This window comes from Thiobacillus thiophilus (assembly GCF_055378705.1).
The window spans coordinates 1,246,676-1,268,765 of sequence record NZ_AP042404.1; the positions used below are offsets into that span (position 1 = coordinate 1,246,676).

Here is a 22,090-nt window from a genome sequence, read left to right on the forward strand (position 1 = left end):
AAAGACTAACCGATCGGATTGCGTCACGACCGACGAACTCCGGAGCGATCGGCGGCAACCAGGCTATATGGATTCTTTGAAACGGCAGCGCCGAGGCGTGCCAGCGTGAGTGCAGGCACAACTGCCGACAAATCGAACGCAAGGAACGTTTCGCGTTCAGCGGCAGCGATCACGAAAGGAACGTAGGTCTGCTGGCCAGTTGCAGGGTCAATTGTGTTGGTACCGACCTCCAAAGAAATTGTCTTAATGAGACCGCGACGATCAGACTCGAATACTTCGTGGAAAGATCTAAGCGCTACCTGATGAATCGCGCCGGTGTATCGGTCGCGACACTCCTTTTGTGAGAGCGTCGTCGAGGTAATCTCGTCAGCGGCCTTTGTGTATTTATATGACTTGATCGCGGGGATATCGCACGGTCCGGGCACCAGCACGCGAAGGCGAAGTTCGGCAGTTGATGGGTCGAATTCGAACTCATGTATCACTTGGAACTGGTCTGGGTATACCGAATTCGACAGAACTATAGAGATGTACTCTTGGATCGCGTCAGTAGTCCCGTACCCCAGATTCGTGATTAGTTCGTCAAGCCGCCTGTTATTGACGGCAGCCTCCGATTCGCGTTCTGCACACTCTTGGGCGTACCGCTCACGCTCGACCCTGAGCGTGTCAAGACGCCTCTCTTCATCGCGGGCTCGCGTATCTTTGGCATTCTGGCGACGTGTCACGACATCGCGGCACACACTGTGCCACTCGTTCAAAGCCTGCTCATGTGCCCACTGCGCATTGGCTAAGGCCTCGGCGTACTTCTTCTTACCGAAGAAACTGGCCAGACCGGAGGGCGGGGTGGGCAGAACCAGAACCGGCTTTATAGGATCGGGTATGTGGGTCGGCTGCGGAATTGGCACTTCAAGATCAGTACGATCGAATGGCGGCTGGGTCACTTCAATTCGAAGTGTGTTTAGATCAACGTAGTCATCCACCGCAAGCGTGGAGGCAAGCAGCGAGTCAATCTCTGCGTAAATCTGTTCGAGTTTTTCGTTTCGCTCAAGTATCACCGCTTCCATCTCGGCTAAATGAGCTTCGCGGGCCTCCTTCTCTAGACGCTTACGTTCAGAATCCGCCGCCTTCGCGATTTGATTCTGGGCACGCTCCGACGCCTTCTTCGCCTCTTCGGCCTGTCGAACCGCCGCGTAATGGCGCTGAACCGCTTCTCGCTCTGCCCGCTCTCTCTCTCGTGCTGCCACGCGAGACTGATGCTGAAGCTCCGCAAAGAATCCACGTCGTGCCATAGCGCCAATCCTATGTCTATCTCAATGCAATATCGTAACCTAGACGACCAAGAGATATTCCATACAAGTACCTGCAACATACGGAAATACGGCAAGGGGTAATAAACGGCCACTTTGATTCATCGGCACAAATTTCCTTTCAGATCAGTTCGAATGGCAGCAATGAAAAATGGAACGGGCATTTAAGCATCAAGCCATCAATGGCGGTTTCGGCCGAAAAACACTCAGCCGGTTCCGGGATATCAGCGGCAGTTCCACCCCAGATAGCTGACCATCATTGCTTCGAAATCTGAACGGCGGTTCCCGGCCGATTTTAGACCACCCAATATAAATGCTGACACCCGCCGTCAGGTCCAGACTGGCCCTTTATACGCATCGACAAGCATTTGGCCTTACCCGCACAAGCTAAACCCGACTGGCAGTCTGCCGCATTACATTGGCAGCAAACCGCATCGCCCACTTTACCGGCAACGGCAAGGGCGCCCCGCCATGATCGACCGCGGTCTGCGCATGCTGCGCTTCGTCGATCTTCATCTGCTCGACCACCGCCCGGCTTTTCGTGTCGGCTTGCGGCAGTTTCTGCAGATGGCCGGCGAGATGGGCCTCGACCTGGCGTTCGGTTTCGGCGAGGAAGCCGAGGTTCCATTTGTCGCCCAGCAGGCCGGCGGCGACGCCCATGCCGAACGCGCCGCCGAACCACAGCGGGTTGAGCAGGCTCTTGCGGCCGCCGAGTTCGTTGATGCGTATTTCGCACCAGGCGAGGTGATCGGTTTCTTCGCGGGCGGCCTGCTCGAGTTCGGCGCGTACTTTTTCATTTTTGGCGGTGAGCGCCTGGCCGGCGTAGAGCGCCTGCGCGCAGACTTCGCCGACGTGGTTGACGCGCATCAGCGCGGCGGCTTTCGCTTTTTCTGTATCGCTCATCTCGGCTTCCGGACCGGTGCCCGGATAGGGGCGACCGGCATGTGGGCTGGCGAAGACGGTGCGCAGGCCGAGGTCGAAGGTGGTGATGAGTTGGTCGAGTTTGTTCATAAGTGCCTCGGGATTCTCTTTAGGCGGCCGGGCCCTTCGACACGCTCAGGGCGAACAGATGGTCGAATGGACGCGCGCGTCATTTTACAAAGTAATTGAAGTTGGCATACGCCGCTTCGGCAACCTTGAACCACTGGAATTCAGTGTCGCGAAACTGCTTCCACGGCCGGTAGATGGCGGCGAAATCCGGGTTGGTGCGGGCCTCTTCCTCATACATCTGGAAGCTGGCGCGGCGCGCGGCGAGCATCACGTCCTTGGGATAGGCATGCAGCTTGACGCCCTGCCCCACCAGGCGCAGCAGTGCGGGCGGGTTCCTGGCATCGTATTGCGCCAGCATCAGCTGGTTGGCCTCGGCGGTGGCGACTTCGAAAGCCTGGCGGTAGACCTCGGGCAGAGCACGCCACGCGGCCTGGTTGACGTAGAAGGAGAGTTGCGCCTCGCCTTCCCACCAGCCGGGATAGTAGTAGTGCCGGGCGATCCGCTGGAAACCGAGCTTTTCGTCGTCGTAGGGGCCGACCCATTCGGCGGCGTCGAGCGCGCCGCGTTCGAGCGCGGGATAAATGTCGCCGCCGGGCAGGGTCTGCGGGACCGCGCCGAGCCGCGCCATGATCTGGCCGCCGATGCCGGGGATGCGCATTTTCAGGCCCTTGAGATCGGCCAGCGATTTGATCTCCTTGCGGAACCAGCCGCCCATCTGGGTGCCGGTGTTGCCGCCGGGAAACTGCACCACGTTGTACTTGGCATAGAGCGTACGCAGCGCCTCGATGCCGCCGCCGGCGTACATCCAGGCGTTCTGCTGGCGCGCGGTAAGGCCGAACGGCACCGCGCAGTCGAAGGCCAGCGCCATGTTCTTGCCGACGTAGTAATAGCCGGCCGAGTGCCCGCATTCCACGGTGCCGTTGCCGACTGAATCCAGCACTTGCAGGCCGGGCACCAGTTCGCCGCCTGCAAATATGCGAATCTGGAATTTGCCGCCGGTGAGCGCCGCCACTCTCCTGGACAGGGTTTCTGCTGCGCCATAAATAGTGTCCAGGCTCTTGGGGAAGCTCGACGCCAGCCGCCAGCGAATCACCGGCAGCTGCGTCAATTCGGCCGGCGCTGCCTGTACGGCCGACAACGGCAGCATGGCGGCCGCGCCGGCGCCCGCCAGAAAGTCTCGTCTTTGCATGATTCCACTCCGGTTTTGGCCGATTATACGAGCCGCTGCGAGAACCGCCGCGTGTTAAAATCGCGCTCTTTCAAGCCCTGTCCGACTGCCATGTTCAACCGCCAAGACACCCTCGCCAAGACCGATCCCGACCTGTGGACCGCGATCCGGAAAGAAGACCAGCGCCAGCAGGACCACATCGAGCTGATCGCGTCGGAAAACTACACCAGCCCGGCGGTGATGGAAGCGCAGGGCTCGCAGCTCACCAATAAATACGCCGAGGGCTATCCCGGCAAGCGCTACTACGGCGGCTGCGAATACGTCGACATCGTCGAGCAGTTGGCGATCGACCGCGTGAAGGCATTGTTCGGCGCCGAGGCCGCCAACGTGCAGCCCAACTCCGGTTCGCAGGCCAACCAGGCGGTGTTCATGGCCTTCCTGAAGCCCGGCGACACCATCATGGGCATGAGCCTGGCCGAAGGCGGCCACCTCACCCATGGCATGAAACTGAACATGAGCGGCAAGTGGTTCAATGTGGTGGCCTACGGCCTCGACGACAAGGAAGAAATCGACTACGCGCAGATGGAGCGCCTGGCGCACGAGCACAAGCCGAAATTGATCATCGCCGGCGCCTCGGCCTACGCGCTGCGCATCGACTTCGAGCGCTTCGCCAAGGTCGCCAAGGAGATCGGCGCCATCTTCATGGTCGACATGGCGCACTACGCCGGCCTGATCGCCGCGGGCGTCTACCCCAACCCGGTGCCGCACGCCGACGTGGTGACCTCGACCACCCACAAAACCCTGCGCGGCCCGCGCGGCGGCATCATTTTGATGCGCGCCGAGCACGAGAAGGCGATCAACTCGGCGATCTTCCCCGGCTTGCAGGGCGGTCCGCTGATGCACGTCATCGCCGGCAAGGCGGTGACGTTCAAGGAAGCGTCGAGCAAGGAATTCAAGCGCTACCAGGAGCAGGTCATCGCCAACGCGCTGGTGATGTGCAAGGTACTGGTCGAGCGCGGCCTGCGCATCATCTCCGGCCGTACCGAAAGCCACCTGTTCCTGGTCGACCTGCAGCCCAAGAACCTCACCGGCAAGGAAGCCGAGGCCCTGCTCGGCCGCGCCCACATCACGGTCAACAAGAACTCGATCCCCAACGATCCGCAGAAACCCTTCGTCACCAGCGGCATCCGCCTGGGCACCCCGGCGATCACCACGCGCGGCTTCACCGAACTCGAATCCGAACAGCTCGCCCACCTGATCGCCGACGTGCTCGACGCACCGACCGACGAGACGGTGATCGAGCGGGTGAAGGGCGACGTGGCGACGCTGGTGGCGAAGTTTCCGGTGTACGGGTGAGTCAGGATTTAGGAACTAGGGGATAGGGGTTAGGGGATGTTGCTTCGCGCCTTTTTCTTAAAGAACACGGCCGAAGGCCGCTCCTTCCCTAGCCCCTAGATCCTAACTCCCATCCCCTAAAAAAATGAAATGTCCCTTCTGCGGCTCCCTCGACACCCAGGTCATCGACTCCCGCGTCAATGAGGCGGGCGATGCGATTCGCCGGCGCCGCCGCTGCGCGGACTGCGACAAGCGCTTCACCACCTGGGAAACCGCCGAGCTGCGGCCGCCGCAGATCGTCAAGACCAACGGCACTCGCGAGGACTTTTCCGAAGCCAAGCTGCGCGAGGGCTTTCGTCGCGCGCTGCACAAGCGCCCGGTTTCGACCGAGCTGGTCGACGCCGCGGTCGGCCGCATCCGCCAGCGTCTGCTGACGCTGGGTGAACGCGAAGTGCCTGCGCGCGAAGTCGGCGAGCTGGTGATGACCGAACTGAAGAAGCTCGACAAGATCGCCTATATCCGTTTTGCCTCGGTGTACCGCAGCTTCCAGGACGTCGACGACTTCCGCGATGTCATCCGCGACATCGATCAGTAAATGACCAGGGTCGACCACTTCAGCGCCGCCGACCATGCCCACATGGCGCGCGCGCTGCAGCTCGCAGCGCGCGGGCTTTACACCACCAGCCCGAATCCGCGCGTCGGCTGCGTCATCGTCAGGGATGGCCATGTCGTCGGCGCAGGCTGGCATGAACGCGCCGGCACCCCGCACGCCGAAATCCACGCACTCAAAGCGGCCGGCAATGCCGCACGCGGCGCGACGGTGTACGTCACGCTGGAACCCTGCTCGCACCACGGCCGCACCCCGCCGTGCGCCGAGGCGCTGGTCAACGCGGGCGTGGGGCGCGTGGTGGCGGCGATGACCGATCCCAATCCCCTTGTCGCAGGCGGCGGCATTTCCATGCTGACGCTGGCTGGCATCGTGGCCGAGGTCGGGCTGCTGGAGGCCGCGGCACGCGCGCTCAATCCCGGTTTCGTTTCCCGCATGACGCGGGGCCGCCCGTGGGTGCGGCTGAAAACCGCATCGACGCTGGACGGCAAGACCGCACTCGCCAACGGCGCCTCGCAGTGGATCACCGGCGAAGCGGCGCGCGCCGATGTGCAGCGTCTGCGCGCACGCGCCTGCGCCATCCTCACCGGCAGCGGCACCGTGCTGGCCGACAATCCGCGCATGAACGTACGCGATTTCGACATTGACCGGCAGCCGCTCAGGGTCGTCGTCGACTCCGCCTTGCGCACGCCGGCCGACGCGGCCATCCTGCCCGCGCTCGTCGCCTGCCACCACGCCGAGCCCGATGCGCGCGCCGCACTCGAACAGGCGGGTGCGGAGGTGGTCGAACTGCCCGCAGCAGACGGCCGCGTCGATCTCGCCGCGCTGCTCGCGCTGCTGGCGCAGCGCGGCATCAACGAACTGCACGTCGAAGCGGGCGCCGCACTCAACGGCGCGCTGGTCAAAGCCGGGCTGATCGACGAATGGGTGGCCTACGTGGCGCCGATGGCGGTGGGCGATGACGCACGCGGGCTGTTTTCACAGCCCGCGCTCAGCGCACTGGCTGATGCCGCGCGATTCAAATTTAGCGATGTGCGGCAGATCGGCGGCGACCTGCGCCTGACGCTGCTGCCCGCTTAAGTCCCCCGGACCGAGAAGTTCTCGAACAAGCCGCTCAGTTCGGCACCGACTTCCTTCAGGGGACGTTCGCGCGTTGAACTCCGGCACACGCTTTCATTGCCGCAACCCTGACTGCGAAAAGCCTGTATCGCGTAGCGCTTGACGCCGCGTGTGGCCAGATCGCGGCCAACCTCGACAAGGTCAGAATCGGGCAGCAAGGCAGGATGCACGGTGGTGCGGATTTCATGGTCGACGCCGGATGCAATCAGCTGCTGCAGACCTTCGCGCGCACGCTCGCCGCTGCCCTCAACACCGGTGGTGAGCATGTAATCGGCAAACGGCGCCTTCACATCCATCCCCACCCAGTCGACCAGAGGCAACACCTCGGCCAGGCGCTTGGCATACATGCCGCCAGTGTGCAGCCCGATCTTGAATCCGAGTTCGCGCACCGCGCGCATGGCGTCAGGCAGGCCCGCCTGCGCGGTCGGCTCACCGCCGGAAAACACCACGCCGTCGAGCAGCCCCTGGCGCCGACGCAGAAACGCCAGCACGTCTTCCCAGGGGATTTCGTGGTCGCCGCGCGCGGGAATCAGGCCGGGGTTGTGGCAATAGCCACAGCGCCAGGGGCAGCCCTGGCAGAACACCACCGCGGCCAGCATGCCGGGCCAGTCGGTGGTGGAAAGCGGTGTCAGACCGCCCACGCGCAACGTCATGATGGTTGGCGTAGCGTCAGAATCGTGGGCGCGGCATGGCGGAATCAGCCGGGTGTGCAGCAGCTTTCGACGAAGTGGCGCCGCTCGCGATGCTCGCTCTGCTTGCCCTTGTTGAAGCTCGTCACCGGGCGGTGGTAGCCCATCACACGGGTCCACACTTCGCAGCGGGTGCGCTCTTCGTCTTTCAGGGCGGCAGCAGCGTTCAAAATTTGGGTCGGAATGGTCATATCGTTCATTTCAGTCTCCTTTATGGTTAGGGTCAAGCGGCAACAGCACGTTTACGGGACAGGGCTTCCTCGTCGCAGGTGGGGCAGAACTCATGCTCTCCGGCGAGGTAGCCATGTTTGGGGCAAATCGAAAATGTGGGTGTGATGGTGATGTAGGGCAGGCGGAAACGCGTAAGCGCGCGGCGAACCAGATTGCGGCAGGCATCGGCCGAGGAAATGTTCTCCGACATGTAAAGGTGCAGCACGGTGCCGCCGGTGTATTTGCGCTGCAAATCGTCCTGCCGTTCCAGCGCTTCGAAGGCGTCGTCGGTAAAGCCCACCGGCAACTGCGACGAGTTGGTGTAATACGGCGCGTCGTCGGTGCCCGCCTGCAGGATGTCCGGATAGCGCTTGCGGTCCTCCTTGGCGAAGCGGTAGGTGGTGCCCTCGGCCGGCGTGGCCTCCAGGTTGTACATGTGGCCCGTTTCTTCCTGGAAGGCGGCGATGCGTCCACGGATATGGTCGAGCAGCCGCACCGCGAAATCGTGGCCCCAGTCGGAGGTGATGTCGTGCTCGTCCGCGGTGAAGTTGCGGATCATCTCGTTGACGCCGTTGATGCCGATGGTCGAGAAGTGATTGCGCAGGGTGCCGAGATAGCGCTTGGTGTAGGGGAACAGGCCATTGTCCATCAGGCGCTGGATTTCCTTGCGCTTGATTTCCAGGCCGTTGCGCGACATGTCGAGCAGGGCGTCGAGGCGGCGCAGCAGGCCGGCTTCGTCGCCCTTGTGTTCATAGCCCAGGCGCGCGCAGTTGACCGTCACCACGCCGACCGAGCCGGTCTGCTCGGCCGAGCCGAACAGACCGTTACCGCGCTTCAACAGTTCCCGCAGGTCGAGCTGCAAGCGGCAGCACATCGAGCGGATGTGGTTCGGCTTCATCTCCGAATTGATGAAATTCTGGAAATACGGCAGGCCGTAGCGCGCGGTCATGGCGAACAACCGCTCGGCATTTTCCGACTCCCATGGGAAATCCGGCGTCATGTTGTAGGTGGGGATGGGAAAGGTAAACACGCGGCCCTTGGCATCGCCGGTGGTCATCACCTCGATGTAGGCGCGGTTGATCATGTCCATCTCGACCTGGAGGTCGCCGTAGGTGAACGGCATCTCCTTGCCGCCGACCACCGGTACCTGCTCGCGCAGGTCTTCCGGGCATACCCAGTCGAAGGTCAGGTTGGTGAACGGCGTCTGGGTGCCCCAGCGCGACGGCACGTTGAGGTTGTAGATCAGTTCCTGGATGTACTGCTTGACCTGGCTGTAGGGCAGATTGTCGTTGCGGATGAACGGCGCCATGTAGGTGTCGAACGAGCTGAACGCCTGCGCCCCGGCCCATTCATTCTGCAGCGTGCCGAGGAAGTTGACGATCTGGCCGACCGCGGAGGACATGTGCTTGGGCGGCCCTGCCTCGACCTTGCCCGGCACGCCGTTCAGGCCTTCATGCAGCAGAGTGCGCAACGACCACCCGGCGCAGTAGCCGGCCAGCATGTCGAGATCGTGGACGTGGATCGAGCCGTCGCGGTGAGCTTCACCGAGTTCGGGTGCGTAGACGTGGTTGAGCCAGTAGTTGGCCACCACCTTGCCGGAGACGTTGAGGATCAGCCCGCCCAGGCTGTAGCCCTGGTTGGCGTTGGCGTTGACGCGCCAGTCCTGGCGCGACAGGTATTCGTTGATCGACGTTTCCACGTCCACCACCGTCTTGCGGTCCTGGCGCAGCTTTTTGTGGGTTTCGCGATAGACGATGTAGGCACGCGCGGTGGCGAGGTGGTTGGCCGCGATCAGGCTCTGCTCGACCACATCCTGGATGCGCTCGATTTCCGGGGGCGAACCGCGGAAGCTGTGGATCAGCACCTTCGCCACCTGGGCGGTCAGCAGATCCGCCTCCGCCTCGCCGAATTCGCCGCTGGCCTGGCCTGCGCGCAGCAGCGCCGAGCGGATCTTTCCCGCATCGAAATCCGCCCGCTGCCCGTCGCGCTTGATCACCTCGTGCGGCAACATCGACACCACTGCACCCATCCCCACGTCCGACATCGTCATCTCCTTTTATCTATATTTTGTGTTGGCCACTCAGCAACCATACAACATGTAGATAAAACGTCAAGATGATTTGCCGGTTTGTTTGCCCTGATACACTCTGGCTTCAGCAAACACGGGAGAAACCGATGAGCACGATTGTGGATTTTATGGGCGGGAATCACCGCGCCTGCGACGATTTGTTCGCCGCCGCCGAAGTGGCCGCGTCGCAAAAAAACTGGGACAGTGCGCGCAGCCTGTTCGAGCGCTTCCAGGCTGCGATGACGCACCACCTGGCGATGGAGGAAAAGGTGCTGTTTCCTGCCTTCGAAGCCCGCACCGGCATGAGCATGGGGCCGACGCAGGTCATGCGCATGGAGCACGAGCAGATGCGCGGTCTGATACAGGAAATGGCTGGCGCGGTAGCCAGTGCCGATCACGACCGCTATCTCGGCCTGTCGGAAACGCTCAACATGCTGATACAGCAGCACAACCTGAAGGAAGAGAACGTGCTCTATCCCATGTCCGACCAGATGCTGGGCGGCGAACTCGACGACCTGCTCCGGTCGATGGAGGCCGTTTCCACAGAACCCGAAGCGCCGTAGGGATTCGCATGCCCTCCCCGACGGACGAAATTCTCGTCGACGCGCGCTGGCTGGAGCCGCCGGAGCCGATGGAAAAGGTCTTGCACGCGCTGGATCAGCTGCGCCCCGGCCAGTCGATCCGCATGCTGCTGCACCGCGAACCGTTTCCGCTCTACCCCGTGCTCGCGGAAAGAGGCTATCGCCACACCGCGCAGATGAACACCGACGGCAGCTACGTCATCCTGATCCACCGGGCCGACGAAGACCTATAAACCCGCGAAAACCAGTAAAAAAAGGATCGCGCAATGAGTCAGCAAGCCGGTCTCTCCTTCGAACAGGCGCCGTCCTTTGCGCTGCCGCTGCGGTTTTTTCTCACCGCCCCGCTGTTTCTGCTGGCGGCCGCAGGCTTGATCGTATGGGCGCCCGAGACGCTGGCCTCGCGCTGGACGCCGCAGGCGTTCGCCCTCACCCACGCGCTCACGCTGGGCTTCCTCGCCATGGCGATGCTGGGCGCACTGTTGCAGATGCTGCCGGTGGTGGCGGGTTCGTCCCTGCCTGCGTCCCGGTGGGTGGCGTGGTTCAGCCATGTACCGCTGACACTGGGAACCGTCGCCTTGATGACGGGCTTTCTGACGGCCGCGCCGGCCGCTTTCGATATCGGCATCGCCCTGCTCGGCGGCGGTTTCGCGGTCTTTCTGGCGGCGGCATCGATCAGCCTCGCACGCGCCGTGGCCAGCGTCACCGTAACCGGCGTGCGGCTTGCGATGGCGTGTCTGGGCGTCACCCTGCTGCTCGGACTGGCACTTGCGCTGTTACGCGCCGGCTGGTGGACCCCGCCCGCCACCGAAACCACGATCGCGATCGCCGCACATGCCGCCTTCGGCCTGCTCGGCTGGGTGCTGCTGCTGGTGATCGGCGTGGCCTACCAGGTGGTGCCGATGTTCCAGATCACGCCGCCCTATCCGCCGCGGCTGAGCCGCTGGCTCGCCGGCGCGCTGTTCGCGCTGCTGCTGCTCCACGCCACCGCGCCGCTGTTTTTCCCGGTCGCCGCCGCCATCGCCGATGCCGGCCTCGCCGGCGGCATCCTGGCATTTGCCGTCGTTACCCTGCGCCTGCAAGCGCGCCGGCGCAGAAAGCTGCCCGACGTCACGCTCGATTACTGGCGCCTCGGCATGGCCAGCCTGATCGCCTGCGTGGCGGTCTGGCTGTTGGCCCGACTGTGGCCGGCGTGGGCAGCCAGCGACACTTACCCCCTGCTGCTGGGGGTGCTGTTCATCGGCGGCTTCGCGGTGAGCGTGGTAAGCGGCATGCTCTACAAGATCGTGCCCTTCCTCGCCTGGTTTCATCTGCAGGCGCAGTTGCAAGCGCGGGTTGGCAGCATCCCCACCATGAAGGAAATGATTGCGGGGCGCTGGACACGCTGGCAGTTCCGCCTTCACCTCGCCGCCTGCGCGCTGCTTGTCGGCGCCACCCTGTGGCAGCAGCTGGCCATTGCGGCGGGCGGCGGGCTGGCGCTGTCGGCGCTGCTGCTGTGGCTCAATCTGCTGGCGGCAGCGCGGCGGTTTTCGCGCCACGGCGGGCGCTTTTCCTGAGGCCGGTTTCCGGTAATCGCTACCGAAACCGGCCTTAACGCAACAGCAGCAGCGGCACTCTGGACTGGCGGATCAGCTTGGTGGTGGTGCTGCCGATCAGAAACTCGCGAATCCTGGAATGGCCGTACGCGCCCATCACGATCAGGTCGATGGCGTGCTCGGTGCGATAGGCACACAACACCGCTTCGACCTCGCCCGGCAGGATTTCAGCCGTCACGTCGAAGCCGGCGGTTTCCAGATGGGTTCGCGCCCAGTCCAGCGATTCCTGCGAATCGGCCCTGTCCTCGCCAACCATCACCACATGGCAGGGCAGGCCGCGGAACAAGGGGCTCGCCGCAACCATCTCGACCGCCTTGCGGGTGGTGGCGCTGCCGTCGAAAGCGAGCAGAATGCGTTGCGGCTCGGTGTAATCGGACGGAATGACCAGGATCGGGCGATGCAGGGTGCGCACCACGTTCTCCAGGTGGCTGCCGATGTGCTCGCCGGCACTGTCGCCATGCTCGCCCTGGCGCCCCATCACCAGCAGGCGAATGTCGGTTTCGAGTTCGATCAGGGTGTCGACCAGTTCGCCGTGGCGCTGACGGCTGGTGGGATTCGGCACGCCATCCTCGACGGCGCGCGCCCTGGCGGCATCGAGCATCAACCGTCCCTGCTCCAGCGCTACCCTGCTGCGTTTTTCATCCAGTTCGGCCAGTTCCTGCAGCAGGGCATCGCGGCTGCCCAGCCCGATATTGCCGCTGAGGTCGGCAGGGATGGGATATTCCGACCGGCCCAGCACGTGCAGGAAATCCAGCGGGGCGTCCAGGCGCCGGCTGGCCCAGGCGGCGTAGTCGCACACCGCGAGGGTGATTCTGGAACCGTCGATACATGCGATGACCTGCGTCATTTTTTTATCCCTTAGTGGCCCATCAGATTATCCACGGCGCCCGGCTTATCGTGCGCCGCGAAGCGGTCGACGATGGTGGCGCTGGCCTCGTTGAGGCCGACGACCTCGACCTCGGTGCCCTCGCGGCGGAACTTGAGCACCACCTTGTCGAGCGCAGCGACGGCGGTGATGTCCCAGAAATGCGCCTGGCACAGGTCGATCGTCACCCTGTCGACGGCCTCCCTGAAATCGAAGAAGTCGACGAACTTGTCGGCCGAGGCGAAAAACACCTGGCCGAATACTTTGTAGGTACGGGTGAGGCCGTCTTCGCTCAGCGCCGAGTTGACGTACTTGTATTGCGCCACCTTGTTGGCAAAGAACATTGCCGCCAGCAGCACGCCGATGAACACGCCGATGGCGAGGTTGTGGGTGGCGACGACAAAAACAACCGTCGCCACCATGACGACACTGGTGCTGGCGGGATGCTTCTTCAGGTTGGCCAGCGAACCCCAGCTGAAGGTGCCGATGGAGACCATGATCATCACCGCCACCAGCGCCGCCATCGGGATCCGCGCGACCCATTCGCCGAGGAACACGATCAGCAGCAGCAGGAACACCCCCGCCGACAGGGTGGACAGCCGCGTGCGGCCGCCCGACTTCACGTTGATCACCGATTGGCCGATCATCGCGCAACCGGCCATGCCGCCGACCAGGCCGGAGGCGATGTTGGCGATGCCCTGCCCTTTGCACTCACGGTTCTTGTCGCTGGTGGTGTCGGTAAGGTCGTCGACGATGGTCGCGGTCATCAACGATTCGAGCAGGCCCACCACCGCCAGTGAAACCGAATACGGGAAGATGATCGCCAGGGTCTCGAAGTTGAGCGGCACCTCGGGCCAGAGGAAGATCGGCAGCGTGTCCGGCAGCTCGCCCATGTCGCCCACGGTGCGGATGTCAAGGTTCAGAAAAATCGCCAGCCCGGTCAGCACGACGATGGTCACCAGCGGCGAGGGGATCGCCCGCGTCACGTAGGGAAACAGGTAAATGATCGCCAGGCCGCCGGCGGTCATGGCATAGACGTGCCACGTCACGTTGGTCAGCTCGGGCAGCTGCGCCATGAAGATCAGGATCGCCAGCGCGTTGACGAAGCCGGTGACCACCGAGCGCGAGACGAAGCGCATCAGCGACCCCAGCTTGAGGATGCCGGCGCCGATCTGCAGCACGCCGGTCAAGAGGGTGGCGGCCAGCAGGTATTCCAGGCCGTGCGTCTTGACCAGGGTGACCATCAGCAGCGCCATCGCGCCGGTAGCGGCGGAAATCATGCCGGGGCGGCCGCCGACGAAGGCGATCACCACTGCGATGCAGAACGAGGCATACAGCCCGACCTTGGGGTCGACCCCGGCGATAACCGAAAAGGCGATCGCCTCGGGGATCAGGGCGAGGGCGACCACCATGCCGGCCAGGAGGTCCCCGCGGAGGTTGGAGAACCAGTCTTGTCGGATGGAATTGATCATTCTGCTGCCAGTAAATGAAGCGCAATGCATGCCACTTCCAGCCGAAAGGCGGACGCGGCCATGCACGAAATTTGTGGGGTGCGACGAATCGTGCCGGTGCAGAGCATCGAGCACAAAAAACGACAGAAGGAATTGTGGAAGGGCGTTACATTGGACGGCCGGGCGCTCGATATGGGCGTTCTCAGGCGCGCATTATTCCCGCTTGCCTGGCACCTGTCCAGAAACGGCCCGCGGCCGCACCTTGCATCCGCGCCGGAATGGGCGCTTGAGCAAGCCTTAAACCCGCGGCGCCCAGCCTTCGATAAAGGTCGTGGTGACGGCATCGACCTGCTCCGCCAGATCGAAGCGGTGGTCGGAGAGGATCCAGCGGAAAGCCAGTCCCTGCACTGCCGCGATCAGAATGCAGGCGTTCTGCTGGGGAACAATGTCCGAACGGATTTCCCCCTGCGCCTGCGCGGCGACGATCAGATCGGCGATAAAGTTCAGGAAGAACATCACCAGTTCGTTCATGCGGTCGCGGAAAATGGGGTCGCCGCTTTGCAAGGCCTCCGAAAACAGCAGGCGGGGAATGCCCGGCTGCTGCTGGATGAAATTCAAATGGGCGCGGATGACCGCCTTCAGGCGCTCCAGCGGCGTCATCTGCGCCAGGTCGAGCCCCGCCATCCCCTTCTGCAGCCGCTCCTGAATGGTGTCCACCAGCGCGACCAGGATGTGGCTCTTGTTGCCGAAGTGGAGAAACAGGGTGGGTTGCGCAATGCCGACCGCCTCGGATAGCGTTCGGGTGGTGAGCTTGCCCACGCCTTCATGGCGAATGATGTCCATGGCCGCCTCGATGATGTCGTGGCGGCGAACTTCCGCGGATTTTCTTTTTTTTACGGCCACTGTGTTTTGGCGCCCAAAGCAATACCAGCAAGCGAAATAGTACGTGCCGTCCGGGCCGGACAACATTGAACGCCTCCGCAAGAAGAAATGGCAGCAGCGCGAATGGCCGCTGCCGAAAGGTCAGCCGTCACATCAAATCAGGAACAACAACTGCCTTCTTTTACGCCGGATTTTTTGAGCATGAACGCCAGCGGACAGAAGCCGGTCACGCCGCTTTGCGCCAGGTTGGCGCCGACAAAAACGGCAAGCCAGATCCAGGTCGGGTTGGAAAAGTGGGCCAGTGCGATGCTGAACAGCACCATCAGGCCCGCCACCAGGTGCACGATACGGTCTACGGTCATGAGAAACTCCAGTTAGTGAACCGCCTCAAAGAGGCGGGAAATGCGGGGAACCCGGCCGTGCGGCCGGGCGTTTCGATCAGTACTTGTAGCTGAGCTGGAGGTTGACGATGTTCTGCTCCAGTTCGATCGTGGTGCCACTTCCTGTATTCGAGGTGATATCGTTGTGGAAAGCACGAGTGTAGGCCAGCGATCCTGATACCTTGTCGCTGAATTCACGCGTCATGCCGAGCGAGAGGTGTTTCTCGGTAATCGCCAGCGAGCCGATGTTGTTGTCCACGTCTTCCGCACCGATGGGTGACTTGCCATAGTTGAAGCCGGCACGCACCGTGGTCTTGTCGTTGATCGCCTTCTGCACGCCGATGGCGTAGACGGTCTGGTCACTCCAGCCGAAATTCATGCTGCTAGGGCCTCCCGGAGTCTGGAATGCAACCCGGTCAAGCACGTCGCTGAAGCCGATGTGCTTGATATCCGCCTCGATCAGCAGGCCTGGCATGGGCTTGAAAGCCACGCCCAGCGCAAAGATTTGCGGCATGTCCATGGTCATGGCGTAAGCACCGGCGGTGGTGTTCCACTCGAACTCTTGCATGTCGGTCTTGCTGGTCCAGCTTGCGCCCACCTGCACGGCATCATTGACCTTGTAGATCAGGCCGGCGTTCATGCCCGCCCCGTAGACCTGGGTCTGGGGCAAGGTGAAGCTGTTGTTGTGAATTGCCAGGCTCTGGTAACCGATCTGCAGCGCGGCGCCGACCGACAGCTGGTCGCTGACCTTGTAGGCGAAGCCGGGGGCAATCTTGTAGGACTGCTTGGTGGCGACAACTGCCTGCGTACCGAGAGCTAAAGGCTTCACGTCTGCAAAATCAACTCCGCTGCCGGAAACACCGCCCATGTTGAGGCCCAGAAACAGCTTGTCATTGACGTTGAAGGCAACCGCGCCTGCAGGCATCAGGTAGTAATCGGAATCGCTTTCCTGGCCATTGGCCTCGCGCGGCGGGTTGAGCACGCCCACGCCCATGTCGAAGCGCACGTCCTTGATGCCCAGGGTGGCAAGGCCGGCGGGGTTGTACAGGATGGTGGCAGCATCCTGCGGTGCGGCCACGATGGCGCCGCCCATGCCCCACTGGGTGGCAGTGACGCCCAGCATCTGGTCGCCGTTGGTGGCGTGGGCATTGAATGCAAAGGACAAAAGTGCCGACGATACGGCAACCGATACAAGCTGTTTTTTCATTTTCCAGATCTCCTCTGATAGTGGGTGTTACTTGGATTGCGGGGTCATCAGATAGGCCGAATTGCCGGGCACGCCGCGGAATTTCTGATGGCAGGCAACGCATCCGGTCATGATGTCGCTCATGTAGGAAGCGGCTAACGCCATGTCGCCCGCATCCGCGGCTGCCGCCAGTTTGAGCGCGCTGCCCTCGACGGCCGTGTTCATCGCCGGCAGTACACCCATGTCGTCGTCGTTGACCTTATCCAGCGGGAAATAGGCCAGCAAGCCGCCCTTGGGGATGCGGTGGCTGGCCAGGCGGCGCGCAGCTTCGGCTGCCTGCTCGGCGTTGTCGGTCGCCACTGCCGAGGCAATGCTCTGATATTCGGACAGGATTTCATGCATGATCTGGCGCAGATTCGTTTCCTTGGCGCGACGCGGATGGCCCGCATGCAGTTTCTGGATGGTGGCCTTCAATTCGGGCGATAGCGCCATCACCTTCTGACGCAGTTCCGGCGTGTACGCCTTCATCATGGTCTGCATTTCGGCAGGCATGGGGGCTGCGGGTGTGGGTGTTTCAGCTGCCGCAAGGCCTGTCGAAACGAGACAGGCAGCCAGTATCAATGGGGTAAACAGGGGGTTTTTCATACAGATATCTCCAGGAGGTGATGGCACAGAGTGAACACATGATCACACGATCACATGTTCAGGCGATTATATAAGACAACTTTGCTTTCTGTGCAAGCGGATCGTGAAGTTTTGAAATGTCGCTGCAGGCCTTCCGGCCGACCGCAAGGAATCTTTCCGGTGTCATCCATGCGGCGTGCGGATACAATATTTCGTTATTCAAGCTGTTGAGTCGCGGCCTGACGACATGCCGGCGTTCCCGCAACACCCTTGCCCCCGGGCAGGGTGCCGGGCTCGCTCGCCGTCCGGGCCAGCCAACGAAACCAGAGGGTCAGTATGAAACGCGTGGATGATTTCCGCCTGTGCTTCGGCAAACAGGAACTGGTGCCGATCGTCATCGGCGGCATGGGCGTGGACATTTCGACCGCCGAACTGGCGCTCGAAGTGGCGCGCCTCGGCGGTATTGGCCATATTTCCGACGCTTTGGTGGAGTCCGTGTCAGACCGGCGCTACGGCACCAAATTTGTCAGCGAGAAGCTGAAAAAGTACAAGGCCAACGTCGCCAGCAGCGACAAGTCCGGCGTGCATTTCAACCTCGCGGTGCTCGAAGAGGCCACGCGCAACCACGTGAGCCGCACCATGGAGGCCAGGCGCGGCAACGGCATGATCTTCATCAATTGCATGGAGAAGCTGACCATGAATGCGCCGCGTGAAACGCTGCGGGTGCGCCTGTCGGCCGCGCTCGACGCCGGTATCGACGGCATCACGCTCAGCGCCGGTCTGCATCTCGGCTCGTTTGCGCTGATCGAGGATCACCCGCGTTTTCGCGATGCCAAACTCGGCATCATCGTCTCTTCGGCGCGGGCGCTGGGGATGTTCCTGCGCAAGAACGCGCGGTTGCAGCGCCTGCCGGACTTTGTCGTGGTGGAAGGGCCGCTCGCCGGCGGTCACCTCGGCTTCGGCCTGGACTGGGCGAAGTACGACCTGCGCACCCTCGTCGCCGAGGTGCAGGCGTTCCTCAAAACCGAACACCTCGATATCCCGGTGATCGCCGCCGGCGGCATTTTCACCGGCAGCGATGCCGTATCCTTCCTCGAACAGGGCGTGGCGGCCGCGCAGGTGGCCACGCGCTTCACCGTCACCAGAGAGTGCGGCCTGCCGGACAAGGTCAAGCAGGAATACTTCAAGGCCAGCGAAGAAGACATCGAAGTCAACACCATCTCGCCGACCGGCTATCCGATGCGCATGCTCAAGGGCAGCCCCGGAATCGGTTCCGGCATCCGCCCCAACTGCGAAGCCTACGGCTATCTGCTCGACAGCAACGGCCGCTGCAGTTATATCGACGCCTACAACCGCGAAGTGGAACTGCACCCGGGCGCGAAGAAGGTGAAGGTCATGGACAAGACCTGCCTGTGCACCCACATGCGCAACTTCGACATCTGGACCTGCGGCCAAACCACCTACCGCCTCAAGGACACCACCCGGCGCCTGCCGGACGGCAGCTATCAGGTTCTCAGCGCAGAACAGGTATTCCACGACTACCGGTTCAGTATCGACCAGAAAATCGCGCTGCCGCCCTGAGCGGCCATAGCCTCGGCGGCGGCATCCGCCGCCCGGTCAAGGCTGGACGGGCAGCAAATCGGCCAGGGTGTAGCGATCCAGGCGAGCCAGAAAGTCGTGGCTGGCTTCCGCCAGGATGGTCTTGAGCGCGCAGCCCGGCATCAGGCGGCACGCGGATTCGCCCGGCCGGAAGCACTCGGCGATCTCGAACCCCGTCTCCATATCGCGCACCACATCGCCTATCCGGATCAGTTCGGGGCTGCGCGCCAGGCGGAAACCACCGCCCTTGCCGCGCGTCGTTTCGATGTAGCCCTTGAGACCCAGCTGGTGCACCACGTGCGTCAGGTGGTGGCGGGAAATGCCGTGCACGGCGGCCATCCCCGCCACCGTGGCCTGTGCGTCGGGATGGCGTCCCAGGTGGATCAGCACCCTCAGGGAGAAATCGGTGAAGCGGGTGAGCTGCATGGTGGCGGACTTTAGATGCAATTAAAAAACACATTATAAGCCCGATAAAATGGCATCCTGTGTTTATAATATGCATTCCATTTACATCTACAGGACGACTGCCATGAGTGCCCACCTCCATCTTCGCCAGGACAACGTCTACCCCTTCGACGCGCGCGGAATCGCCAAACGTTTCCGCCACGCGGCCATTTTCGGTGCGCTGGACGCGCTGAATTCGGGCGAGCGCATGCGCTTCGTCAACGATCACGACCCGTTGCCGCTGCTCGACCAGTTGCGCGCCCGCTATGGCGACGCCGTTGAAATCCAGTACCTGCTGCGCAACCCGGGGGAAATCGTGATCGACTTCATCCGCAGCTGAGCGCCAAGGTGTTGCCGGCGCTGGTGTTCATTGCACTGGTCGCGTTTGCCGCGGCCTTGCTGTGGGCGCCTCACGCCGGACGCCCCGCCGTCCTGCACCTGATTCTGGCGGTAGGGGCCATGCCGTTGATCTTCGGCGCCATGAGTCACTTCATCCCGGTGCTCACCCGCACCCGTGCCGCCGCCGCCGGACTGCACGGCATTCCCGTTCTGGCGCTGGCCGGCGGCGTGCTGGTAGTGGGCGCGTTCAGCATGCCGGACCTGTATTGGGGGCGTTATGCGGGCGCGCTGCTGGCGCTGACCGCAACTGGCGCGCTGCTCGCCTGGAGCCGGCGGCGGCGTGCCGGGATGCTGGGCCGGCCGCACCCCGGCCTGGCCTGGTACGACACCGCACTGGCCTGTCTCGTGCTGGCCCTGCTTGCCATCCTCGCGGGCGCGGTCTGGCCTCAACAGGCGATTGCCCTGCACCGCTTTCATCTGCATCTCAACACGCTCGGCTTCGTCGGGCTGACCGCCGTGAGCACCCTCGCGGTGCTGCTGCCGACCGTCGTCGGCAGACCCGACCCGCAAGTCGGCCCGCGGCTGCGCCGCGACCTGCCGTGGGCGACCGCCGGCACTCTGCTGGTCGCCATCGGCGCGGCCTGGTTCGGCCCGCTCGCCTGGATCGGCGGCGCCTTATGGGCGGTCCCGCTGGTGCGGCTGGGGACAAGCTGGCTGCGACTTTATCGCGCCGAGATCCTCGCCCTGCACGGCGCTGCACCGCTGCTCGCCGCCGCGCTGGCCGGACTCGCCCTCAGCATGATCTTTGGCGCCATGGCCCCGCTGGCTGCGGAGGGCGGGTTTCGCGCCACCCAACCGGCGCTGGCCTTCGTCGGCGGCTTCATGCTGCCGCTGGTGTCCGGCACGGCCAGCCAGTTATTGCCGGTCTGGCTGCGCCCGGGCATACAGAGCGACTGGCATGCCCGGCTGCGCGTCCGCCTGGGACGCTACGGCGGCGTCCGTGCCGTGCTATTTTTCCTGGGCGGAATCGCGGCCGGATTGGGCCGCGAGTGGGGCCTGCTGCTGGGTGCGGCCATGCTGATCTGGTTTCTGCTGCAGGCTGCCGCCGCGCTGCTGCAGGCTTTCGTCATTCAAAGAGGGAATCTGTCATGAGCTATCCGGAATTCTTTGCTGCCGTGCCCCGCCTCACCCTGCACGACGCTCTGGCCGAACTGCTCGGCACCGTCGAAAACGGCCGGATCGAGTACGGCTACACCGACGCGGTCAAACTCACCGGACATTCCTGCCCCACCGTGGCGGGTGCCTACCTCATGACCCTCAAGGCGCTGGCGAGGCTTTATCCGGACGGGCTTCCCGAGCGCGGCGGCATCCGGGTCGAACTAAATGCCGCGCAGGCGGATGGGGTTGCCGGCGTCACCGCCGCCGTGGCCAGCCTGCTCACCGGCGCAGCAGGCGACGGCGGGTTCAAGGGCCTGGCGGGCCGCTTCAGCCGCCGCAATCTGCTGGTATTCGGAGCCGCAATCGACGCCGAACTCTGCTTCACCCGGATCGATTCGGGCGCGCACGTGGCGGTCGCCTATCATCCTGATGTCGTGCCTGCGCCACCCGAACTATGGAAGCTGATGCAGAAACTGCTTGCCGACACGGCAAGCGCCGCAGAAGCAACCGAATTTGGCCGCCTCTGGCAGGTGCGGGTCAAGCGCATCCTGATCGACCATTTCGACGACCCGGCGCTGGTGGCGTTCCGGTAAATCCTGCTCAGGTAAGCGCCGGGACGAGTCCCAGCATGACCAGCAGCACCCACGCGATGAGGCCGAGCGCGGTGACGGTATAGGCGATATCGAAGGCGACCACGTCTTCCTCGACTTTCAGGATGCTCTCCACCCCGCGGAAGATCAGCACGACCGAAGCCGCCACGCCCAGCACGACCATGGCCACGATCAGGGCAATCTGGTCGGAGAAGAGCACCAGCGACGATAGCCAGAGCGGCACGGCCGCAACGGCGGCCAGCGTGAAGGCATCGAGGTAATTACAGGCGGTCCCCTTGCTGCCGGCCACTGACATGATCGCCCGGGCCATGAGCGGGACGGTAATCAGCTCGACAACGAGGAAGAAGAGCGCGGCCATGCTCCACGCCTGTGCGGCCGTGTTCGGGAACATGATGGCGCCAATATGATGGCCGGCATACTCCAGCATCAAGGGCGGAATCAGTGAAAATGGCACGGCCAGGAAAAAAAACAGTTTGAGTGGCGAGGCGTGCATGTGTGCCAGTTCATCCCATCCCTCGTCAGACGAAACGAACATTTTGTGAAGGCGCAGGATACTCATGTGAATCTCCTTTTCTCAATGTGGCGACCGTCCGCGACGGGCTTCAACCTGAACCGGCGTACTGCCGTGACTTATTTATATCACAACATGATATAAAAGCCAGTGAAAAACCAGCCGGCCAGCAACGGATAAATTATGCCCCTGCCTCCTGGCTTTGATTGGTTCGTTGAGCCGTCTCAATAGCGCGCTGTTCTTGATGGTTATTGATTCATTGATTCGGCCCACCTTGTCCGCACGCAAAGTGCGAGCATTCTGACCAAGGGCATAGCCAAAGAGAACGCGGTGCAGGCACCACCCTCATTTTCCGGCATCGACAAAGCAACCAGAAC

General features: G+C 62.8%; 24 protein-coding genes. 10 read left to right on the forward strand and 14 right to left on the reverse strand.

Going from position 1 to position 22,090, the window contains the following annotated elements:
* Positions 1 to 23: 23 nt before the first annotated feature.
* The 3 genes from ACZ41T_RS06000 to ACZ41T_RS06010 form a co-directional block, all read right to left on the reverse strand.
* Positions 24 to 1,286 carry a hypothetical protein gene (locus ACZ41T_RS06000; protein WP_464923570.1) on the reverse strand — a complete coding sequence of 421 codons (1,263 nt, stop codon included), beginning with the start codon at positions 1,284 to 1,286 and terminating at the stop codon, positions 24 to 26.
* 405 nt (positions 1,287 to 1,691) lie between these two features.
* Positions 1,692 to 2,315: a 2-polyprenyl-3-methyl-6-methoxy-1,4-benzoquinone monooxygenase gene (gene coq7 / locus ACZ41T_RS06005; RefSeq protein WP_464923571.1), complete on the reverse strand. Its 624-nt coding sequence runs from the start codon at positions 2,313 to 2,315 to the stop codon at positions 1,692 to 1,694.
* 79 nt (positions 2,316 to 2,394) lie between these two features.
* Complete coding sequence (locus ACZ41T_RS06010) at positions 2,395 to 3,483, reverse strand: TRAP transporter substrate-binding protein (RefSeq protein WP_464923572.1); 1,089 nt, start codon at positions 3,481 to 3,483, stop codon at positions 2,395 to 2,397.
* A gap of 90 nt (positions 3,484 to 3,573) precedes the next feature.
* Here ACZ41T_RS06010 and glyA point away from each other — a divergent pair, with 90 nt between their 5' ends.
* The 3 genes from glyA (at position 3,574) to ribD (ending at position 6,484) form a co-directional block, all read left to right on the forward strand.
* A complete protein-coding gene (gene glyA, locus ACZ41T_RS06015) occupies positions 3,574 to 4,818 on the forward strand; it encodes a serine hydroxymethyltransferase (RefSeq protein WP_464923573.1) in 1,245 nt (414 codons plus the stop codon).
* Between the two features lie 124 nt (positions 4,819 to 4,942).
* Positions 4,943 to 5,392 (forward strand): transcriptional regulator NrdR, encoded by a 450-nt coding sequence (gene nrdR, locus ACZ41T_RS06020; RefSeq protein WP_464923574.1) that lies wholly within the window; start codon positions 4,943 to 4,945, stop codon positions 5,390 to 5,392.
* The gene (gene ribD, locus ACZ41T_RS06025; protein WP_464923575.1) at positions 5,393 to 6,484 is read left to right on the forward strand and encodes a bifunctional diaminohydroxyphosphoribosylaminopyrimidine deaminase/5-amino-6-(5-phosphoribosylamino)uracil reductase RibD; all 1,092 of its coding nucleotides are present in this window, start codon (positions 5,393 to 5,395) and stop codon (positions 6,482 to 6,484) included. It abuts the gene before it with no gap.
* On the opposite strand, the gene ACZ41T_RS06030 is transcribed toward ribD, so the two are convergent.
* From ACZ41T_RS06030 to ACZ41T_RS06040, 3 genes are read right to left on the reverse strand one after another with little or no spacing between them, the layout of a single operon-like run.
* A complete protein-coding gene (locus ACZ41T_RS06030; RefSeq protein WP_464923576.1) occupies positions 6,481 to 7,176 on the reverse strand; it encodes an anaerobic ribonucleoside-triphosphate reductase activating protein in 696 nt (231 codons plus the stop codon). The genes ribD and ACZ41T_RS06030 overlap by 4 nt on opposite strands.
* Positions 7,177 to 7,220: 44 nt before the next feature.
* Entirely contained in the window at positions 7,221 to 7,412 is a 192-nt protein-coding gene (gene nrdD, locus ACZ41T_RS06035; RefSeq protein ID WP_464923577.1) for an anaerobic ribonucleoside-triphosphate reductase, read from the reverse strand.
* Between the two features lie 23 nt (positions 7,413 to 7,435).
* A complete protein-coding gene (locus tag ACZ41T_RS06040) occupies positions 7,436 to 9,466 on the reverse strand; it encodes a ribonucleoside triphosphate reductase (RefSeq protein ID WP_464923578.1) in 2,031 nt (676 codons plus the stop codon).
* Positions 9,467 to 9,597: 131 nt separating this feature from the next.
* Here ACZ41T_RS06040 and ACZ41T_RS06045 point away from each other — a divergent pair, with 131 nt between their 5' ends.
* From ACZ41T_RS06045 to ACZ41T_RS06055, 3 genes are read left to right on the forward strand one after another with little or no spacing between them, the layout of a single operon-like run.
* Entirely contained in the window at positions 9,598 to 10,053 is a 456-nt protein-coding gene (locus ACZ41T_RS06045) for a hemerythrin domain-containing protein (RefSeq protein WP_464923579.1), read from the forward strand.
* A gap of 8 nt (positions 10,054 to 10,061) precedes the next feature.
* Positions 10,062 to 10,304, forward strand: a complete 243-nt coding sequence (locus ACZ41T_RS06050) for a DUF2249 domain-containing protein (protein WP_464923580.1) — start codon at positions 10,062 to 10,064, stop codon at positions 10,302 to 10,304.
* A 33-nt stretch (positions 10,305 to 10,337) separates the two neighbouring features.
* Positions 10,338 to 11,624, forward strand: coding sequence for a hypothetical protein (locus tag ACZ41T_RS06055; RefSeq protein WP_464923581.1), 1,287 nt, complete (start codon positions 10,338 to 10,340; stop codon positions 11,622 to 11,624).
* A 34-nt stretch (positions 11,625 to 11,658) separates the two neighbouring features.
* Here ACZ41T_RS06055 and ACZ41T_RS06060 read toward each other — a convergent pair whose 3' ends face one another.
* The 6 genes from ACZ41T_RS06060 to ACZ41T_RS06085 all read right to left on the reverse strand — a co-directional run bounded on the left by ACZ41T_RS06060 (position 11,659) and on the right by ACZ41T_RS06085 (position 16,958).
* Positions 11,659 to 12,510 carry a universal stress protein gene (locus ACZ41T_RS06060; protein ID WP_464923582.1) on the reverse strand — a complete coding sequence of 284 codons (852 nt, stop codon included), beginning with the start codon at positions 12,508 to 12,510 and terminating at the stop codon, positions 11,659 to 11,661.
* A gap of 11 nt (positions 12,511 to 12,521) precedes the next feature.
* The gene (locus tag ACZ41T_RS06065) at positions 12,522 to 13,997 is read right to left on the reverse strand and encodes a SulP family inorganic anion transporter (RefSeq protein ID WP_464923928.1); all 1,476 of its coding nucleotides are present in this window, start codon (positions 13,995 to 13,997) and stop codon (positions 12,522 to 12,524) included.
* 279 nt (positions 13,998 to 14,276) lie between these two features.
* Positions 14,277 to 14,882, reverse strand: coding sequence for a TetR/AcrR family transcriptional regulator (locus ACZ41T_RS06070; RefSeq protein WP_464923583.1), 606 nt, complete (start codon positions 14,880 to 14,882; stop codon positions 14,277 to 14,279).
* Between the two features lie 137 nt (positions 14,883 to 15,019).
* A complete protein-coding gene (locus tag ACZ41T_RS06075) occupies positions 15,020 to 15,223 on the reverse strand; it encodes a YgaP family membrane protein (RefSeq protein WP_464923584.1) in 204 nt (67 codons plus the stop codon).
* Between the two features lie 76 nt (positions 15,224 to 15,299).
* Positions 15,300 to 16,448 carry an OmpP1/FadL family transporter gene (locus ACZ41T_RS06080; protein ID WP_464923585.1) on the reverse strand — a complete coding sequence of 383 codons (1,149 nt, stop codon included), beginning with the start codon at positions 16,446 to 16,448 and terminating at the stop codon, positions 15,300 to 15,302.
* A gap of 27 nt (positions 16,449 to 16,475) precedes the next feature.
* On the reverse strand, positions 16,476 to 16,958 hold the full coding sequence (locus ACZ41T_RS06085) for a hypothetical protein (RefSeq protein WP_464923586.1): 483 nt from the start codon (positions 16,956 to 16,958) through the stop codon (positions 16,476 to 16,478).
* Positions 16,959 to 17,387: 429 nt separating this feature from the next.
* Between ACZ41T_RS06085 and ACZ41T_RS06090 the strand changes: the two genes are divergently transcribed.
* On the forward strand, positions 17,388 to 18,632 hold the full coding sequence (locus tag ACZ41T_RS06090; RefSeq protein WP_464923587.1) for a nitronate monooxygenase: 1,245 nt from the start codon (positions 17,388 to 17,390) through the stop codon (positions 18,630 to 18,632).
* 36 nt (positions 18,633 to 18,668) lie between these two features.
* On the opposite strand, the gene ACZ41T_RS06095 is transcribed toward ACZ41T_RS06090, so the two are convergent.
* A complete protein-coding gene (locus tag ACZ41T_RS06095; RefSeq protein ID WP_464923588.1) occupies positions 18,669 to 19,076 on the reverse strand; it encodes an Rrf2 family transcriptional regulator in 408 nt (135 codons plus the stop codon).
* A gap of 103 nt (positions 19,077 to 19,179) precedes the next feature.
* Here ACZ41T_RS06095 and ACZ41T_RS06100 point away from each other — a divergent pair, with 103 nt between their 5' ends.
* From ACZ41T_RS06100 to ACZ41T_RS06110, 3 genes are read left to right on the forward strand one after another with little or no spacing between them, the layout of a single operon-like run.
* Positions 19,180 to 19,434 carry a DUF2249 domain-containing protein gene (locus ACZ41T_RS06100; protein ID WP_464923589.1) on the forward strand — a complete coding sequence of 85 codons (255 nt, stop codon included), beginning with the start codon at positions 19,180 to 19,182 and terminating at the stop codon, positions 19,432 to 19,434.
* A gap of 23 nt (positions 19,435 to 19,457) precedes the next feature.
* Positions 19,458 to 20,585, forward strand: coding sequence for a hypothetical protein (locus ACZ41T_RS06105; protein ID WP_464923590.1), 1,128 nt, complete (start codon positions 19,458 to 19,460; stop codon positions 20,583 to 20,585).
* Positions 20,582 to 21,184: an FmdE family protein gene (locus tag ACZ41T_RS06110; protein WP_464923591.1), complete on the forward strand. Its 603-nt coding sequence runs from the start codon at positions 20,582 to 20,584 to the stop codon at positions 21,182 to 21,184. Before ACZ41T_RS06105 ends, ACZ41T_RS06110 begins: the two co-directional genes overlap by 4 nt.
* A 7-nt stretch (positions 21,185 to 21,191) precedes the next feature.
* On the opposite strand, the gene ACZ41T_RS06115 is transcribed toward ACZ41T_RS06110, so the two are convergent.
* On the reverse strand, positions 21,192 to 21,761 hold the full coding sequence (locus ACZ41T_RS06115) for a YIP1 family protein (protein ID WP_464923592.1): 570 nt from the start codon (positions 21,759 to 21,761) through the stop codon (positions 21,192 to 21,194).
* Between the last annotated feature and the right edge of the window lie 329 nt (positions 21,762 to 22,090).

Bases quoted from the DNA above. Each gene is read 5' to 3' on its own strand.
- ACZ41T_RS06000 (WP_464923570.1), bottom strand. From the start codon at position 1,286: ATGGCACGACGTGGATTCTTTGCGGAGCTTCAGCATCAGTCTCGCGTG.
- coq7 (WP_464923571.1), bottom strand. From the start codon at position 2,315: ATGAACAAACTCGACCAACTCATCACCACCTTCGACCTCGGCCTGCGC.
- ACZ41T_RS06010 (WP_464923572.1), bottom strand. From the start codon at position 3,483: ATGCAAAGACGAGACTTTCTGGCGGGCGCCGGCGCGGCCGCCATGCTG.
- glyA (WP_464923573.1), top strand. From the start codon at position 3,574: ATGTTCAACCGCCAAGACACCCTCGCCAAGACCGATCCCGACCTGTGG.
- nrdR (WP_464923574.1), top strand. From the start codon at position 4,943: ATGAAATGTCCCTTCTGCGGCTCCCTCGACACCCAGGTCATCGACTCC.
- ribD (WP_464923575.1), top strand. From the start codon at position 5,393: ATGACCAGGGTCGACCACTTCAGCGCCGCCGACCATGCCCACATGGCG.
- ACZ41T_RS06030 (WP_464923576.1), bottom strand. From the start codon at position 7,176: ATGACGTTGCGCGTGGGCGGTCTGACACCGCTTTCCACCACCGACTGG.
- nrdD (WP_464923577.1), bottom strand. From the start codon at position 7,412: ATGAACGATATGACCATTCCGACCCAAATTTTGAACGCTGCTGCCGCC.
- ACZ41T_RS06040 (WP_464923578.1), bottom strand. From the start codon at position 9,466: ATGTCGGACGTGGGGATGGGTGCAGTGGTGTCGATGTTGCCGCACGAG.
- ACZ41T_RS06045 (WP_464923579.1), top strand. From the start codon at position 9,598: ATGAGCACGATTGTGGATTTTATGGGCGGGAATCACCGCGCCTGCGAC.
- ACZ41T_RS06050 (WP_464923580.1), top strand. From the start codon at position 10,062: ATGCCCTCCCCGACGGACGAAATTCTCGTCGACGCGCGCTGGCTGGAG.
- ACZ41T_RS06055 (WP_464923581.1), top strand. From the start codon at position 10,338: ATGAGTCAGCAAGCCGGTCTCTCCTTCGAACAGGCGCCGTCCTTTGCG.
- ACZ41T_RS06060 (WP_464923582.1), bottom strand. From the start codon at position 12,510: ATGACGCAGGTCATCGCATGTATCGACGGTTCCAGAATCACCCTCGCG.
- ACZ41T_RS06075 (WP_464923584.1), bottom strand. From the start codon at position 15,223: ATGACCGTAGACCGTATCGTGCACCTGGTGGCGGGCCTGATGGTGCTG.
- ACZ41T_RS06080 (WP_464923585.1), bottom strand. From the start codon at position 16,448: ATGAAAAAACAGCTTGTATCGGTTGCCGTATCGTCGGCACTTTTGTCC.
- ACZ41T_RS06085 (WP_464923586.1), bottom strand. From the start codon at position 16,958: ATGATGAAGGCGTACACGCCGGAACTGCGTCAGAAGGTGATGGCGCTA.
- ACZ41T_RS06090 (WP_464923587.1), top strand. From the start codon at position 17,388: ATGAAACGCGTGGATGATTTCCGCCTGTGCTTCGGCAAACAGGAACTG.
- ACZ41T_RS06095 (WP_464923588.1), bottom strand. From the start codon at position 19,076: ATGCAGCTCACCCGCTTCACCGATTTCTCCCTGAGGGTGCTGATCCAC.
- ACZ41T_RS06100 (WP_464923589.1), top strand. From the start codon at position 19,180: ATGAGTGCCCACCTCCATCTTCGCCAGGACAACGTCTACCCCTTCGAC.
- ACZ41T_RS06110 (WP_464923591.1), top strand. From the start codon at position 20,582: ATGAGCTATCCGGAATTCTTTGCTGCCGTGCCCCGCCTCACCCTGCAC.
- ACZ41T_RS06115 (WP_464923592.1), bottom strand. From the start codon at position 21,761: ATGAGTATCCTGCGCCTTCACAAAATGTTCGTTTCGTCTGACGAGGGA.